The following is a 15,119-nucleotide window of genomic DNA, read 5'->3' as shown; positions in this document are numbered from 1 at the left end:
TAATCTATCGAACATCAAAACAGTCACATGATCTTACACATCCTAATCGAAATGGATTTGTATAAATATTTATCATCGATATGCCAGGCTTCATTGGTAAGCTCCATTATCACGCCCGGGCGAAAATCTATATCCCACGGTGTACTGTAAGAAAAAACACCTCTCACATCATACGATGGCAGATAAACAACATCCAACCTAAGATTGGTGCGGTAACTGCCGCCATATGACATAATATCGTGCAGCAACCCCGAATAGCTAACTACATCAAATGTCTTATCATAAAAAGCAATATTCTCAACGGGGCCATGGACAAACGGGGAATCCATCTTATCAAAATCTTGAACAGTATCATATTGGTGATTGATAGCAATTTGCCGTACGGACATAATTTCCCACGTTCCGTTCAACCGTCCTGACTCTCCTCCGATGGTGCGCAATGATGGTTGTTCGGGCTTTTTGCAGCAGGAAAGTGTACAGCAGCAGATTAGTAGATACCTCCGCATAGCACAATGTTTTTACATGAATAGCTTTCGTACCTGGCGCTTTAGTTCGCTAATACTTTCCATGGCAGCGGCTTGTATCTTTTCCCGTTCCGAAGGCGCAACCTGAACTTTTGCGCGGCGCTTGCGGTAATAGGTGGCCTGGCTCCAGCCGAGGGCGGATATTACTTTGTCTCGGAAGTCGAGGCCAAGTTCGGCCATTTCAAAATGTACTGCCTGAAGTGTGTTTTTGGTTGTTGGGCGGGGATGCGCACGTGTTTTGCTTCTCTTCATGGTGTGGGATTGGAGTTGGTTAAGAAACAGCATGCGCAAAATGGAAAAAGCGCAGGCCGCACTCACCGTTGTCTCGAGGTACTGGTATACCCATTACAAACAGGCAAGTGGGCCCACGCAATAAGTTTATTGGTGGGCACTTCACTTTTTAGCCTCTCGTTTGTAATGTCAAAAATTACCAGTTTTCGAGACACGAGATACTTATAGCGAAGGCCGTTAGGCCGCAAAAATATTAATAACTACTTTCTTTTTTCATAAGTCGATAATTTTTTACTTAATAAAATATTATAGAACTCCTTGGCTAATGACCTTCCAAAAATAAGGAATAAAACTTCATAAAACAGAATAAATATTTCACAAAACAGAATAAAATTTACGCGATAAGAACTTTTCACTCTGTAAACCAGCGTTATAGGAATAAAAATGATTATATTACAATCATGAACGATAATGACAAAAACTTTGATCTCGTAAAAAAGGTCTGGTGAAGGGGAACGTGGAAACATTTCAGGAGCTTATTCAATCGATGGGCGTCACCGCCGCAACCGCGGCCGCAGAAATTCATTTTGAAACGATGAAACGCCGACGCGTCGACCCTAGTCAATTAACTATCAAAGAAATAAGGAATTTGGCGAAGGCGATAGGCGTAGATCCTAACCTTCTTTAAGATGCTTAACGCAGAACAAGATGAAAAGGAAGCGTAGATAAATTATTGAAACGCTTCGAACATCCCCAAAAAGATAATCCCACTATCATTTAGCTATCATAGATTAGCAGCGAACTCCTGATGGCGCTGACGTATTGCTCATTGCGTAACACCCATCATCTATGACTATAAAGGAAATGCAGCGGGCCATCATCGCCCGGCAAGAATACCTCGATCTCTCCAGGGAACACCTCGCCCTGCTAACGTCAAAAAATATTAAGACCGTCAGTACCGCGCTCAATGGAAGCGAAAAAGCGAGTATAGGAACACTCATGAAAATTGCGGATATACTTGGTTTAAGGTTCGTTATCGAAGTAAAACAGCCGGTATGATGGAGATAGAAGTAAATGTGTACTATAACGGTGTCGAGGCGGGCGTTTTGAAGCAATGTTATGATGGCAGTTACATTTTCACGTATAACCTTGCCTACTTTGTAGATGATTCGCTGCCGCCTATCTCACTGTGTTTCAGTAAAAACTGACGCAGTATTTTTCAGCGAATTTATTCTCCTGTTTTCGCGGCCTGTTATCAACCGGCATTACGCGAGAGATCCAGTGTTCGCACTTCAAAATTCCGCTGGATGATGATTTTCAACTTTTGCTGCGGGTATGTTCGAGCGATACCACCGGAGCGTTAACTATAAGATAATAGCTATGTCAACCAACTGCCTATCGTGTTACAAAGTGGCAAAACGCTTGCTTATATGCAGCGACTGCCGAAGAGCCGTTTTCGACGGTACAAAGGTTAATCCGACGTTAGACTTGTCCCTGGAGCTGCGGCCGGGATCTATGGCGGCCATGCACTTGAATACTTTTTCTATGCCGGGGTCGGAACTGAAACTTTCATTAAGTCTGGTGAACGATGCGCTATCGCTGGCTACCGGCGGCGAACAGGGGCTTTTCCTACTAAAAGTTCCGCTAAATGATCCGCCCCGTCTGCACGGCGCGATGACGGGGCTAATGAACATCTTACCATGATGATAGCGAATCGAATTTTCAAAATACCGACGGTAGAAAACTGCCTGGTCTTACTAAATGGACATGATCTGGCCTATATGTGTCGCCGGTTCGACATTATTTCGGATACGGAACGGCTGCATACCGAAAACCTTTCCCAGCTTTTAGATCGCAGGCGGTCTAATGCTTGGGAACAGGTAAGCCCGACCTTATCAAACTATTACGATGTTGCTCAACTAATTAGGAAAAATGTATCAGCGCCATATCCCGCCGCGATTTCGTTCTTCCGACTGGCAATGTTCAACTACTTGTTTTCCAACAACAACCTTAACCTGTCTTCATTTTCGATTATTAAAGATTATCGGTCGGATCACTGTCTCGCGCCGTATTACAACCTGTCCTGCACGGCTTTACATGCGCCGGAAAATCGCGAAGGATTTACCTTGTTCCAGGGTGATAACGAAAATAGGTTTCGAACCACTTCGGGCTGCCTTCGTCCGGCTGCATTTTTCGAGTTTGGGAAAGGAATTGGGCTGCCTACTGCAATTGTGGACGATCTTTTCGTTCAAATGCTGTCGTCAGCTGATACCCGAGTTAGATTCTTCATTGACAATTCCTTTCTGGCCCCCGATTGCAAGTATACGTACAAAGTATCGTATGAGAGGAAGCTGGAAATGTGGAAAAAGGATTTGCCAGGTAGCGTTAAGCAATGTTTATTGAGATAAAAACGGCGAAATTGTCATTTTTTTAATTGGAAAGTGAATGTGGTAGCGGCGAATTCCAAATGGTTTTCAAATATTTTCAATGTTTTTCAAATCAATTTCAAATAATTTTTAAATAGCCGGACTTTACCGCGAAGGAAAACCGAATTTCCAGCCATAAATCGAACGATACCCATGTGCTGGAAATGAGAATCTGACAACTAAAGAGGTAATTAACAAGAAACAGACGATAAAGGTTTTATGGATCACTTAAAGGTGATTTTTACGCATTGAATCCCCCAAAGATCAGGATGGGATACTGCATTGCAAATCAGTATTTCTCAGCCCTCCATCTGCCTAGCACTAGATTTCTTCTCTCGTCTCTCCTTCTACTTTTACTTTGGGCAAGTCATTGAAGATCGCTTTGATGTCCCGATTGGACAACACCTTTTTTCGGATGTAAGCTATCATGCCCTTTAGAATGGAATCACCCTCTGAGTAAGACGGTTGCTCTTCCAATAGTTTTATACAGTCTTCCAGATCTCTTTCAACCAGGCGGAGCTTTTTAATTGCGATGGCATAAAAAAATTCTATAAGCGCCTCCGAGTGTGGATCTTCTAGGTGTAGGATCATGTCCCCAATGATGGATTTCATTTGCAAACTCAGCTCATCAGATAGGTGAAATTTGAGTTCATAGTCTTTGGCTGCGCGGAGGATACAGGCTTGGATGATACCGTCGTTATAGCGTACAAAATTTCCTGGATCCAATAGGTTACGCACATACTCGCTTTGAAGTAACGTTTCCTTATTACGAAGGTCGTTAAGGATTGAAGAAATGATGAAATAAACTTCGGATTGAGCCGCAGTTTGAGCAAAATTTTCATTGGGAGCAAAGGCAAATCCGTTATTTATTTTTAGAGCGGTTCTGTCAAACGCGGGATGGAAAAGTTGATCGTCAAGGCCGCGATGTTTGCCAGAATCATTGAGTATTTGAATACGTTCCGAGCAGTACTTTTGCGTAGTTTTAAAGTCCTCTTCATCATCGCAAAATTCTTCGAGTATGGTGAGAAACTCTTTTTCAGTGTGCCACGGCGTTTGTGTGGATTCTAATGAGCAGTGTATTTTTTCAACATTGGTAATACGATAGGTTCCTGCGCCGTTTTCACCGAGGCTAAGATTGGATTCAAGAAATTCGAAAAACTCGTTCTTGTTGGTACGGTTGAGGAAATTGAAAAAAGGCGCTGATGGCTTTTTCGTACTCACGTAGCGCGCGGCTCAGAAAGAGTAGATTTCTGCCAGTAACGACCGATGCGCTGACTACCGCAATCATACCTGGTTGATTCCGGTCAATGAAACTGAGGTCTGTATCGGGCACAATGCAGGAATTATCTATAGCAGCACCATGACTTGCCAGGACAGAGACAATGAGTTCCGCTAATCTCCGGGAAGCTGTATCCGACAGCGTAATGATGTATTTAAGAGATGCCGGAAAGCTACGTACGATAGACTTTTCCAGTTTCTGGTACGCGACTTTGTGAGTTTTAAGATCGCCTGCCGGTGTCTGTAGCCAGCTATCTAGTAATGACTCGATATCAATAAAGAGTTCATATTTGCGTGCGAAATTTGCGTTTTCCTTGTAGTGGGCCCGTAAAAAGGCTTTTTGATTCTTTTGTGTTCGGTAAAAACCTATAAAATTCTTTATGTAAACAGGCAAATCTGCTCTTTTTATTAGATAGGTAGATACAGCAGGTTTTTCAAGTAGAAACACATCGCCTTCCACGGTAATGGGAACAGATTTATCCTCGCACAGCGCACATTTGTCTCCACTGGTTTTGACGTTGTAAGATACGAATTTGGCAAGCCCTTCCGGATTGGTCGACGATTCTTGGTTTAGGTCGCAAATAACCTGTGACTTAAAGGCTGCTTCCACCCCTAATCCATAAATCACAGCAATATCGTTCAAGTGAATGGCTTTGCTTTTATTTTCTGCAGTCATCCGTTTGAGGATACTGCCCGAGGTCGACGACGAAATGAGATAAATGCTTTCCGCTGGGCCTTGAAACGCATTTTTTCAAACATGCTGTAAGAGCCAAAACTTTCGATGTGAATTGAGTGTGCATATAAGTCTCCCAGTTCGTGGCGGAGATTTACATAAGCATAGGCCAGGGAATTGATGGAAGACGTATCACAAAAATGTACTGAATCGCCCTATTTTTGAAATGGAGCAGCAGCGCCGAGGCTAAAAACGTAATTTGGGCACCATGTAGCAATACATTGCCTGTCCGTAAAAAACGGTCACAGTGCTTGCCCGAGGGGAAAACAAAATGATGCGCAGAACGGGATACAATAAGCCCACCATTATCTACGAATATTTTAGTCATGCCTCGATTGTAAATTTCCCGTATTTCCGGCTCAGTAAGATTTCCTAGTTCGGCATTAAAAGTGCCAGTCAACCCGAGAGAGACAATAACAATATTTCCGTTTTCTTCGTCGTGCCGGAATTTAGGAATATAGTCAAATATTGTAGAACCCGTTTTGAAAAGCTCTACGACGTCTGCCTTATTGTGGTCAAGGCAGAATATGATGAGTTTATCAGGAAGGGTATTGGAAAAAAAGTAATTCCGAAATTGAAATTGAATGGTCTCTTTGCTATTCAGCACTTTTTTATACGCAAAGAACGCGACTAGGTGATTCTGGCGTTGTGCGCCTCTTTGAGTAACATACACCGTTTTATAGTAGTTGTACAGGAAGCAAGTCTTCATAACGCGTTAGGTTAATGGGTAAGCCATGGTGATTTGTGTACCTTCCATCCAGGGATATTCCGTGAAATTATTTGCACTTTGGGTTTGTGTATCACATAGTTCAACCTCTTGCGGGAATTTCGTCGCGACATACGGGGCGGCAATTAGATTACGATACAGGCTGATTCTGCCAGTCCGGATTTTGAGAAACCCTTGTTTTTTGTCTAAGAGTTGCAGAACATCGTCCAGGCCATATCCCTTTTTCATGCTATCTGGTCCTTTAACTGAACTCTGACCGCGAATAAGACATTGTTTCACTGTAGTGACATCTTCTGTCAGGTCTGCGTGTTCTTTCCATGCCCTTCCGAGAAATCGCTTGACAAGTCCGGGGCCACTATCGAATACGGAAATTTCAAGGATCCGAATCTTGTTCTCTCCCTCTTGCAAAGCGCTCTCGTAGTAGTGTTGAAGACCCGGTTCATCACTTGCGTTTGTCACCAGATTTATTTTATTACTTTCGTGTATTTTAAAGTAAAGGCCGCGAGTATTAGGGGCTAAAGTAGCTTCGTTAAGGTGATCTTTTGTTGCGTGTTCATTGGTATTGGCCATCAATTCCCAAATGATGCGGGTGATGGTTTCAAAGTCCTCTTTTACAGATAACTTCAGGCTACTAGTATAAATTCGCCCTAATTCAGTCATAATACGGTATGTAGTCTGATCTAATTCAGATGGGCTTAGGGCAAATTCGAAATCTCTGAAGTAAAACCAATGGGAAAGCCCCAATTCCTTGGAATAATGGTCAAAATTCGGGATAACCACTTCGCTGTTCGGTAACCCTTGTAGCAAATCAATGCGGTCTCGCATATTGGGCGTATATTTCCGTAGACGTTTTTTCATCGATTCACCCTCTGAATTGATAATCTCGTGTGTTTTCCATACTGTTATGATGACCACATAGCCCCAGTAGCTTTTGACAAACTCTTCTAAATTCTTCTCATTTAGAGTTTCGCCTATTAAGACCACAGCGCCTTTATTGTTCCGTAGCCAGTGAACACCAGCAGGTACAAAGAAGGCATTACCCCAAATCCCCGGTATGTTATTTTCATAGGAATGCATAAATCTATTTCATGCTTGGCGCTGGTTAAGTCGAGTGATAAAGTCTGAATATTCGAATTGTCAATGCTTTGGGGGATAGTAATGCGTTGTTTCATTGGTTACATATTTGCGAAATCATTTAGTTAGAGATTGCTAACAGCGCAATAATATACAATTAAATCGGCACATTATGGAATTGCCTGGCGATAACGGTTGGCCGTAGGGAATACCGAGGAAGCCGTCACGATCTTGAAAAACAAACAAATAGGTAAAACTCGTCAGTACCTATCGGAACACAGATGTGCTTTACGTTAAGCTGGCATTTAGCTAGTTGACGATGATGTATAAAGGTAGCATCGATCGTTATACTACCTTTAATTGAGCATCCATTTTAAAATTGTCAGTGACTATCTGTTGTTAACGCCGCTGCTATTATACTCCTTGTTATAAAACACTGTTTCCATACTTTTCCTGCCGCTTGCTAAATAATGTCTTAAAACAGAAGTGTCTACTAGTCGATTGGTCTTAACTTCCTCATTGAGAATATATCACCCATCAGCCACTTCAACACAAAAGTTCGTTTGAATATATTCAAAAATTTGCATACTTATATAATATTAACTACGGGCCTACCGGTAAGTTAACGCACTAGAGTATATGCTCTTCGCGCTATCTTTTTCTTGTTAATCTGTCAAACTCCTTAGCGGCGGCTGTTCTCCTATCTCTGAAACTGACTGCGTAATGTAATCTAACGTACTTATAATCGAACAAATTTGGGGCAAGAAACTCCGCTATTGGGTACAATCGAATAAAGCCCGCTCCATTTAAAATGTTTTTTTCCTTATAATTCAACAGTGATCAATATATATAGCTGATTATTAATAATATTAAATATTATACCTGCCGAGCGATCCCCTTTAAACAGTATTTTTGGCAACTCGTAAAAATATTCAAGATCACAATGATTATCGGATGCGCCCCATTTGTTTAAACAGATCAATTAATTTAATTTTAGCAATGAACTCGACCGCGTTATTTTCCAAAATAAAGACCTTACTATTTAGGCTGGCTGACGATATTGAAAGCGCAAATTCGTTGCATCTACATAACGACGCTATTCATGCAGAAAATTTTTTCTGCGAATTGCTAAATTTGATATTCCCCTGGAATCTTGAAAATGTCAATCAAAAGAAAATAAATCAGGAAACCTTTGATCTCTGGAATGAAGGCAATGAAATTTTTGTTCAGATTACTTCAAACAAAACTCATCGAACAAAGTACAACAAAGCAGTCAAAACTTTAACAAAGCAAGGTTCAGATATAAAATACCGGAATTTCTATTTATTCTTTATTGCTCAAAAAGTTGATACGAAAATCCTTGAACGAAAGGTAATTGGAGGTAGTAACTATGAAGGTTGGGATATTACTAAATTGATCGAAGCCATTTATTACAGGAAGAAATCTGCAAAATTGTTAATGCCCGTTTTTGATCTACTCGATCAGGAACTGAACTCACATTTTACATCCATCGTCGGAAAGACTAAATTTGTTATATCACCGCAACAGATACTTAAACCTATATCTAAAAATCAGTTTTATATTGATCGGAAGTCGTTGACGAATCAACTTTTTGAATTCACACAACAAGACAGCGGCTTAATTACAGGTGGTCCTGGTTATGGAAAGAGTTTTACAATAACGGAGCTGCAACGAAAATATCAGCAGTTAGGAATTGCTTGTTTTGTGATAAGGATCAACGAAATGATAAAAGGCACTTCAGAAGAGTTATCTTTTGAATTAGGAACGACGTCAAACTGGCTAGAAGCCCTTAAAAGCGTCCCTTGTACGACTGGAAAGTCACTTTTGATTTTTGATGCTTTTGATACAGCGAAAGATGAAGAGTTTAAAGGCAACATGCTTGGCCATATCAAGATAGCGATTGCAAGTTTGGGGCCAAGCTGGCACGTTGTGGTCAGTACACGTTCTTATGATGCTCTAAAATCGCATCGCTTAGCGGAATTATTCCCGAAAAATGCTACAGCAAATGCTATTGGCTGCCGCTTTATCGAAATCCCAGGCCTAACAGACAATGAACTGCAAGAAGCTATACAGCCTCATAAAACCTTGAAAAACTCTGTTCTTCATGCCAATGCGTCGTTAAAGAACATTCTAAAAATACCCTATTTCCTCAGTCTTTTCACACAGGTTGTGCCTAATAAAGAGCAGCTTCATATTCGCACCGAAGAACAGTTGCTTACCCTTTACTGGAACAAACGGGTAAGCCAAGACACAGCTAAGGACCTATTTCTGCGCAAGCTGACCTCCTTACTATGTACTACGGAAAATTTAAGTTGCAGAAAATCAAACGTACTCACTGAGCAGAATATTACTGCATATGAAGGTTTATTGAGTGATGGACTTATAGCCGAAACATCTTATACACGTGAAAACATTGCATTTGCACATAATATACTCCTTGAATACGGACTTTTTAAGTATGCGTTACCGAATGATATTGATGAAATGATCAATCATTTAAAGGCGAATGAACGTCAACCATTTTTATTCAGATCGAGCTATATTTTTTTTTATAGCATGCTATGGAACTATGATCGCGAGAATTTCTGGCAACATTATCTGAAATTGAGGATGATTGCCGAGCCACTTTTTCGACTGTTTCACCAGACCATACTAAACTACGTGCTAGCTGACAACTTTAATTCTGTAACAGACTTTGAACCGCTCGATAATCTCATAGATGATGAAGAAAAGTCGTCTGTTTTTCGAAAAATTCTCGAAGCAATTAGATTCATTCGACCTAACAGCATACAATTCAAAGATATCCAACTTTTCTTATCACTCTCTAAAGAAATCACCCCTGCAAGTATCTGGGAGTTAGGCTTTCTGACAGAAAAATCCATAAAACAATACTCGGCGGATAGAAAGCGGCTTATACTACTTGGGCAAATCAGCTATAACTATCTTGAATATTTTTTAACCGCATTGGGTATTCCTGCGCTAAAAATGCGTATTGAAGGGAATGGACAGCATTGGGCACTGCGTAACTATGTCAGCTGCTTAAATATGATTCCCAAGCCTAAAAACCTTCTCATTCGTCTGCTGAATCAATTAAAGGTCCCTGACTTTAACATTTATCTTTTTTCCATACTGGCCGATGAAATTGTTACTATTGCCAAATATGACTTGGCTTTTTCATTTACCGTGTATAAAACTCTCTATGACCACATCGAAATAAGTGATAAGGAAACATACCTCGGTAATAGTGCGGTACTATCATTGAAGAGTAATCGTAAGCAGGATTTCCATGTTGTACATCATAGACTAGAGGCTAAATTTGAGCATCTATTAGAGCTAAATCCGAAAGAGTCGATCATTTTCGGCCTCCAAATTGTAGACAATTTCCTATTGGAGAGGAAAACGTATTGGAGAGCGCCGCTTTCTGAGACCCTTGGTATCAATGGTTTAAACGCTCAGATTGTTGAAGATGGAAGTGTTTATGACTATAAACTAGAGAAAAGGCACGGCCCACTTTCTCACATCAATAGCATTACAAAATATTTGCACCGCTTAGTCGATGAAAAAGAATTGACGGTAGTTAATGAACTACTGGATGTTTATATGCAGAATGCACGTTCCAGAATGTTATGGACTCGATTGCTTAATTTTTTGCAAAAGCGGCCAGAGGTTAATCCGACCCTTTCCGCACTAATTCTGAGCAATAAAGGAATTTACTCATCATCTAAATCGAGGGAAGAAATTTATAAACTACTCAATAGCTCTTGGAGTCTTTTTACATTTGAACAGAAATATCACATCGAGACGATGATTTTCTCGTTACCTATGCTGGAATACTACGATGAGTCATCTATGAACAGACTAAAGGGAGTACTTTTTAGCAACATACCGGAAGGGGAATTGGTGTTAGAACAGAGCATTCAACACCTAAAAATGACAGGTAAAATCACTAAGGAAGAGTCCGGTCGAATGGAAAGTTCGATCTCCTTTCAGCGCTCCATTGCTGAGGAGAAACAAAGACTGAATATTCGGGATGAAATTGTCGCAGAGCATGAAGCTTATAACCTTATAAAAGAAATTGAGGAGTTTAATGATAGTCATTCAAATATTCAAAACAGGCCCAAGCCAATTCCGAAAGATTACAAGCCATATTTGAAGCCTGTGAAGCGTCTATACGAACTTCGGTCCGAGTCGTTTCCGGAGAGATTAAGGGAGGCCTGCGATAACGAGATTAGCCGTTATTTGAGAACAGTTTTGGAAAAAAATAAAAATGTTCCAGAGAGTTTGAAATTATGGGCTGAAGAAGTAGCATTTGAACTAATTGATGAGGCCCGGTATTACAGCGATAATGAAGTCGGAGAATTGACTAATCAAATTGGAGCTTTTTCCCCAAGCCCACGTACCTATTCGACGAGTATCTTGGCAGGCCGATTGTATGAAACGAAAAAGCCAGCAATAGCTGGGAAGTTAATATTGTTGATGCAAGACAATACTCAACGGGTGCGTTATCTGGCATTGCGAACACTTCCCTATTTCTATACTAACGGCCATAAAGAATACTGGTCAACAATAGAGGGCAGGCTTTTAACCGAGACTGATGGACATTGTTTGCATGAAATTATGCACTCCATGTTTTTTAAGGACATTATTGCGAAGGACACTGTAAAAGTGGTCAACGCACTTTGGTCTGTAAGCCATCGGTTACACGACAATAAGGTGAGCAATGCCTTGGAAAACATGTTTGTTCATTTATTGTTAGAGGTTATCTTGAATCATAACGTTAGCCGTGCATGGGAACTCGCTGTAAAAAATGCGGATAATGAGGCTTTCTGCAGAGAGTTTATATTGCAGTGCTTTGGTATTCTTGATTCAAAAAACAAGAAAAAAGCTGTTATGATGGGTAGATTAAGCGAAGCTGAGTTGTATGGATTAGTTGAAGAACTAATCGGCATGCAATTTAAGATCATCCAAATGCTCGAATTAGATGATCCAGCTATTTCGGCGCCTTTACATACCATAGATATGTGCATTCAGCAGCTATTCTTTAAAGTTGAAAAGGAGGAAAATAATAAATCTAAGCAGACAATCTTAAAACTAAAAAGAGCCTATCTGGCCCAAATCAAATCGTTATTAGATCTGATTCTTTCAGAGTCAAAAAAATTAAGAACGGATTTATGGTTGCGCATTCAGGCTTTTACCTAATGCAACTGCTAAATTTCCTGCTTCCTGCCGCCCCTGTCTACATACTCGGATTAGCAGCTGATACTGTAGCCTGTGCGGCAGAAAACAATTTTACATATGATCAAATAACTATGCAGGAATCAACGAAATTGGTAGAGATGATACTAGCGGATTATAAGGCCTTATTAAAAGATAAACACAATTTTAACCGGTTACTATCCATTTTGGATCATTTTGCAAACGCCGGCTGGTTAGAGGCATTAGAGGTAACCTGGAAGTTGAAGGAAGTCTTCTAAAGCTTTTGTAAATTCCGGACAAATTAGTTCTTTGTCAACTTAGGTGGACCTCCATCTCATACCGAGTGAAAAATTAATTTCGATTCCTATCATAAGTTATGGCAACCCATATTGAAATAAACTGATATTCGATTTCGGTTGAGGGCTTGCTAAAATGATCGCTTGCTCTATGTGTTCATTAAATCATTATCGACTCGAAAAATGCAAACAGTCCGTTACAACAACTTTTGAGGTCACAGAATCCCATCTACTCGCCGTCAACCTCAAATCAAAACTTTGCTCCTAAATATTATCAGTTTGAAGTTAACCAACTTTTTATCCGACAATATTTTTCCTATAGTCTGCATCACACCTACTCTTTGATCTGGATTACGTACAACAAATTGATTATAAAATATTAAGGCAATGGTTAATTGAAATCTTTATCGAGAATTGATGTCAATAGCGTAAGTTGAACATAGGACATTTACATGAGCAGGACGAACAAGTAATAGCTTTGGAGGCAGATTAGGCAGTTCAAGATTTCAGTTCTCAAGTAGTTCGAATATCTTCAACAGATCTTTCGTATAGGTAGCGAAACAATCTTTGAGCATCTTCAAACTCTTGACACAACAATTCGACATCTAGTAATGCGACGAGGTTAGGACCATCTTGGGTTTTTGAGTATCGCTTCCCTTTGGCTTTTATTTTGCCTCCTCTGGTTGACTTAACATCGAAATACTGCCGAAAAATTGTATCCAACAAACCGCTCGGTTTAACGAGCTCTTCATACTTTTTATCTTTTATAAGTGGATTGTTTTTCATCACCTCACTTTCTCGTTTCCTTATATATCCTTCGTTGGCCGCATACTCACTCAAACAGTCTATCTGGGAAATTATCCAGGCCTCCATCTCTTGAATCATGAAATATACTTTTGATGCGTTATCTGGTCCGAATCCTGTCCGCCTTATAGCTGCTTGGCTTTTAGAGGCATCCAAATCAATTAACAACACACCATCCACTCCTTCACTTGTTATTTTTTCAAGGTAACGCCTAGTTTTAGTGATTGACCCAATAGGTTGTATCACTAAATTTATTTTTGTTGTATCAACCTTTTTGCAAAAAACTTACTAAATCCCTCCCTCAGAAAAGCACTATTGTCAAAAATCTGCACCGCATCCGGATCATTCGGTTGTGTTGTGCTGCCCTCTACATATATCGTTACTCTTACCATCTTTTCCCCCTATTAGTCCCCTTAACCACAATTGTCCCACCAAATAGTTCTCATTCCAATCATCAAAATCTTCCTCGCTTTTCTTCGATACAACTGTTTTGTTATTGCCATCCTTCTCAAAGATCAGGATATCGTCTAGAGTAAATAAATTCAATAATAGTGGTGAATGTGTTGCAATTATAAGTTGTGTGTTGTTATTTGCAGCGTACTTTATTGATGTAGCAATTGAGTTAATCATGTCCGGGTGAAGTCCAGTTTCGGGCTCATCGAGACAGGCTGCGTATCCTCTATCCGGGTTATAAAAAATAGAAAGTAGTATTAAATATCTAAGTGTGCCATCTGAAATATGTTCTATCGAAACAGACTTCGCTAGCAAGTTTTCTCTTAAAACTAAAAACATCTTTGACCCTAAAAGATCAAAATTAATATCTTTAAAATTCGGATTAATATTCTTAATGTTCTTTTCTATTTTCTCATACTCTAAAGAATGATGATTCTTGATTCTCATTAATACAGACAATAGGTTTTGCGCATCCGGCAACAGCTTTCCCTCAATCCCAAAGCTTCCTGGTTGCCTTAATGGACTTTTAGTTGTTGTATCGAAATATGAGTAAACAGCTAGACTTTCTATAGCGTACTTTAATGTATATAACGGATAATACCGATCAGGCTCTGAAATCTGCCTTAGGACTAGTTCTCCGGGCTTGAAACTAATCCCTTTATTTTTATGGGGATATTTTTGGATGCCGATCTTGCCATCTTCCCTTGTACTAATAATGCCTTGCGTATTCTTCATCTCGAGCAGAACAAATGGCGTCTTTCTATCGTTGTTATTATTGACACATATTTTTTCTTCCAGAAAATATGATGTAGTTCCGGCAGGATGAATCGTTATTTCGTAAATCGGGTTACTTTTGAAATAATAGCCTTTGCTATCGATAACCCTATTTATGGCATTTTTATCAAACTCATAGATTAGCTTAATATAATCTTTTTGAGAGTTATTGAAGTTAGCAACGGAACTAAATCCGCTCCAATCCTTAAGAAAAATTTTTCAAATCCATCTCCCCCTATACTTTCAATTAGTAGTCTTATCGCTCTTAGAAAATTGGATTTTCCACTACCATTAATTCCCACTAAAATGTTTACTTCAGAATTAAGTTCTATGGCAGTCGGTTCTGAAAAGCTAAAAAAATTCTCTAATGTTATTTTTGCAATCATTCGTTTTATTTTTTCGTTTGACATCTCATAGCAATGTCTTCAATGTCGAGTTCCTACTTTCAAAAATTATAAGAAATGATCTATTCCTTGCGAATATACGACTATCATAGATAAAAAAGTATAAGATGTGAATAGGTGATATCGGCACTAAAAAATTCACGGACGGATTCAACTTTCAATAGACTTCGCTTTTATT

At 39.8% G+C, this 15,119-nt stretch carries 16 protein-coding genes; 7 read left to right on the top strand and 9 right to left on the bottom strand.

The window, feature by feature from the left end; all coding sequences use genetic code 11:
- Positions 1-23 precede the first annotated feature (23 nt).
- Positions 24-440 carry a hypothetical protein gene (locus MKQ70_RS16695; RefSeq protein ID WP_248072633.1) on the bottom strand — a complete coding sequence of 139 codons (417 nt, stop codon included), beginning with the start codon at positions 438-440 and terminating at the stop codon, positions 24-26.
- Positions 441-518: 78 nt separating this feature from the next.
- Positions 519-776, bottom strand: coding sequence for a hypothetical protein (locus MKQ70_RS16690; protein ID WP_248072631.1), 258 nt, complete (start codon positions 774-776; stop codon positions 519-521).
- Positions 777-1,260: 484 nt separating this feature from the next.
- Here MKQ70_RS16690 and MKQ70_RS16685 point away from each other — a divergent pair, with 484 nt between their 5' ends.
- The 6 genes from MKQ70_RS16685 (at position 1,261) to MKQ70_RS16665 (ending at position 3,163) form a co-directional block, all read left to right on the top strand.
- Positions 1,261-1,443, top strand: coding sequence for a hypothetical protein (locus tag MKQ70_RS16685; RefSeq protein ID WP_248072630.1), 183 nt, complete (start codon positions 1,261-1,263; stop codon positions 1,441-1,443).
- 161 nt (positions 1,444-1,604) lie between these two features.
- Complete coding sequence (locus MKQ70_RS16680; protein ID WP_248072629.1) at positions 1,605-1,814, top strand: hypothetical protein; 210 nt, start codon at positions 1,605-1,607, stop codon at positions 1,812-1,814.
- The gene (locus MKQ70_RS16675; RefSeq protein ID WP_248072628.1) at positions 1,811-1,963 is read left to right on the top strand and encodes a hypothetical protein; all 153 of its coding nucleotides are present in this window, start codon (positions 1,811-1,813) and stop codon (positions 1,961-1,963) included. Before MKQ70_RS16680 ends, MKQ70_RS16675 begins: the two co-directional genes overlap by 4 nt.
- Positions 1,960-2,130 (top strand): HipA N-terminal domain-containing protein, encoded by a 171-nt coding sequence (locus MKQ70_RS42310; RefSeq protein ID WP_372490120.1) that lies wholly within the window; start codon positions 1,960-1,962, stop codon positions 2,128-2,130. The genes MKQ70_RS16675 and MKQ70_RS42310 overlap by 4 nt, the downstream gene beginning before the upstream one ends.
- A gap of 113 nt (positions 2,131-2,243) precedes the next feature.
- The gene (locus tag MKQ70_RS16670; protein ID WP_248072627.1) at positions 2,244-2,459 is read left to right on the top strand and encodes a hypothetical protein; all 216 of its coding nucleotides are present in this window, start codon (positions 2,244-2,246) and stop codon (positions 2,457-2,459) included.
- Positions 2,456-3,163, top strand: a complete 708-nt coding sequence (locus MKQ70_RS16665; protein WP_248072625.1) for a HipA domain-containing protein — start codon at positions 2,456-2,458, stop codon at positions 3,161-3,163. Before MKQ70_RS16670 ends, MKQ70_RS16665 begins: the two co-directional genes overlap by 4 nt.
- 339 nt (positions 3,164-3,502) lie before the next feature.
- On the opposite strand, the gene MKQ70_RS16660 is transcribed toward MKQ70_RS16665, so the two are convergent.
- The 4 genes from MKQ70_RS16660 to MKQ70_RS16645 form a co-directional block, all read right to left on the bottom strand.
- Positions 3,503-4,402 carry a hypothetical protein gene (locus MKQ70_RS16660; RefSeq protein WP_248072624.1) on the bottom strand — a complete coding sequence of 300 codons (900 nt, stop codon included), beginning with the start codon at positions 4,400-4,402 and terminating at the stop codon, positions 3,503-3,505.
- Positions 4,323-5,135: a molybdopterin-binding domain-containing protein gene (locus tag MKQ70_RS16655; RefSeq protein WP_248072623.1), complete on the bottom strand. Its 813-nt coding sequence runs from the start codon at positions 5,133-5,135 to the stop codon at positions 4,323-4,325. The genes MKQ70_RS16660 and MKQ70_RS16655 overlap by 80 nt, the downstream gene beginning before the upstream one ends.
- Before the next feature lie 151 nt (positions 5,136-5,286).
- Positions 5,287-5,901 (bottom strand): hypothetical protein, encoded by a 615-nt coding sequence (locus MKQ70_RS16650; RefSeq protein WP_248072622.1) that lies wholly within the window; start codon positions 5,899-5,901, stop codon positions 5,287-5,289.
- 6 nt (positions 5,902-5,907) lie between these two features.
- Complete coding sequence (locus tag MKQ70_RS16645; RefSeq protein WP_248072621.1) at positions 5,908-6,996, bottom strand: hypothetical protein; 1,089 nt, start codon at positions 6,994-6,996, stop codon at positions 5,908-5,910.
- A gap of 909 nt (positions 6,997-7,905) precedes the next feature.
- On the opposite strand from MKQ70_RS16645, the gene MKQ70_RS16640 reads away from it, so the two are divergent.
- Positions 7,906-12,213, top strand: a complete 4,308-nt coding sequence (locus MKQ70_RS16640) for an SMEK domain-containing protein (protein WP_248072620.1) — start codon at positions 7,906-7,908, stop codon at positions 12,211-12,213.
- A gap of 806 nt (positions 12,214-13,019) precedes the next feature.
- Here MKQ70_RS16640 and MKQ70_RS16635 read toward each other — a convergent pair.
- The 3 genes from MKQ70_RS16635 to MKQ70_RS16625 all read right to left on the bottom strand — a co-directional run bounded on the left by MKQ70_RS16635 (position 13,020) and on the right by MKQ70_RS16625 (position 14,947).
- A complete protein-coding gene (locus MKQ70_RS16635) occupies positions 13,020-13,556 on the bottom strand; it encodes a DUF4276 family protein (protein WP_248072619.1) in 537 nt (178 codons plus the stop codon).
- A 96-nt stretch (positions 13,557-13,652) separates the two neighbouring features.
- Positions 13,653-14,498 (bottom strand): AAA family ATPase, encoded by an 846-nt coding sequence (locus MKQ70_RS16630; RefSeq protein ID WP_248072617.1) that lies wholly within the window; start codon positions 14,496-14,498, stop codon positions 13,653-13,655.
- A gap of 179 nt (positions 14,499-14,677) precedes the next feature.
- Positions 14,678-14,947 carry an AAA family ATPase gene (locus MKQ70_RS16625; RefSeq protein ID WP_248072615.1) on the bottom strand — a complete coding sequence of 90 codons (270 nt, stop codon included), beginning with the start codon at positions 14,945-14,947 and terminating at the stop codon, positions 14,678-14,680.
- Between the last annotated feature and the right edge of the window lie 172 nt (positions 14,948-15,119).

The organism is Chitinophaga sedimenti (assembly GCF_023156195.1).
GTDB classification, from domain to species: domain Bacteria; phylum Bacteroidota; class Bacteroidia; order Chitinophagales; family Chitinophagaceae; genus Chitinophaga; species Chitinophaga sedimenti.
The sequence above is the reverse complement of the archived record's forward strand: the minus strand, read 5'-3'. Positions and strand labels throughout refer to the sequence as shown.

Coding starts and splice junctions, on each gene's coding strand:
- MKQ70_RS16630 (WP_248072617.1), bottom strand. CDS start 14,498: ATGAAGAATACGCAAGGCATTATTAGTACAAGGGAAGATGGCAAGATC.
- MKQ70_RS16680 (WP_248072629.1), top strand. CDS start 1,605: ATGACTATAAAGGAAATGCAGCGGGCCATCATCGCCCGGCAAGAATAC.
- MKQ70_RS16675 (WP_248072628.1), top strand. CDS start 1,811: ATGATGGAGATAGAAGTAAATGTGTACTATAACGGTGTCGAGGCGGGC.
- MKQ70_RS16665 (WP_248072625.1), top strand. CDS start 2,456: ATGATGATAGCGAATCGAATTTTCAAAATACCGACGGTAGAAAACTGC.
- MKQ70_RS16645 (WP_248072621.1), bottom strand. CDS start 6,996: ATGCATTCCTATGAAAATAACATACCGGGGATTTGGGGTAATGCCTTC.
- MKQ70_RS16625 (WP_248072615.1), bottom strand. CDS start 14,947: ATGTCAAACGAAAAAATAAAACGAATGATTGCAAAAATAACATTAGAG.
- MKQ70_RS16650 (WP_248072622.1), bottom strand. CDS start 5,901: ATGAAGACTTGCTTCCTGTACAACTACTATAAAACGGTGTATGTTACT.
- MKQ70_RS16655 (WP_248072623.1), bottom strand. CDS start 5,135: ATGACTGCAGAAAATAAAAGCAAAGCCATTCACTTGAACGATATTGCT.
- MKQ70_RS16690 (WP_248072631.1), bottom strand. CDS start 776: ATGAAGAGAAGCAAAACACGTGCGCATCCCCGCCCAACAACCAAAAAC.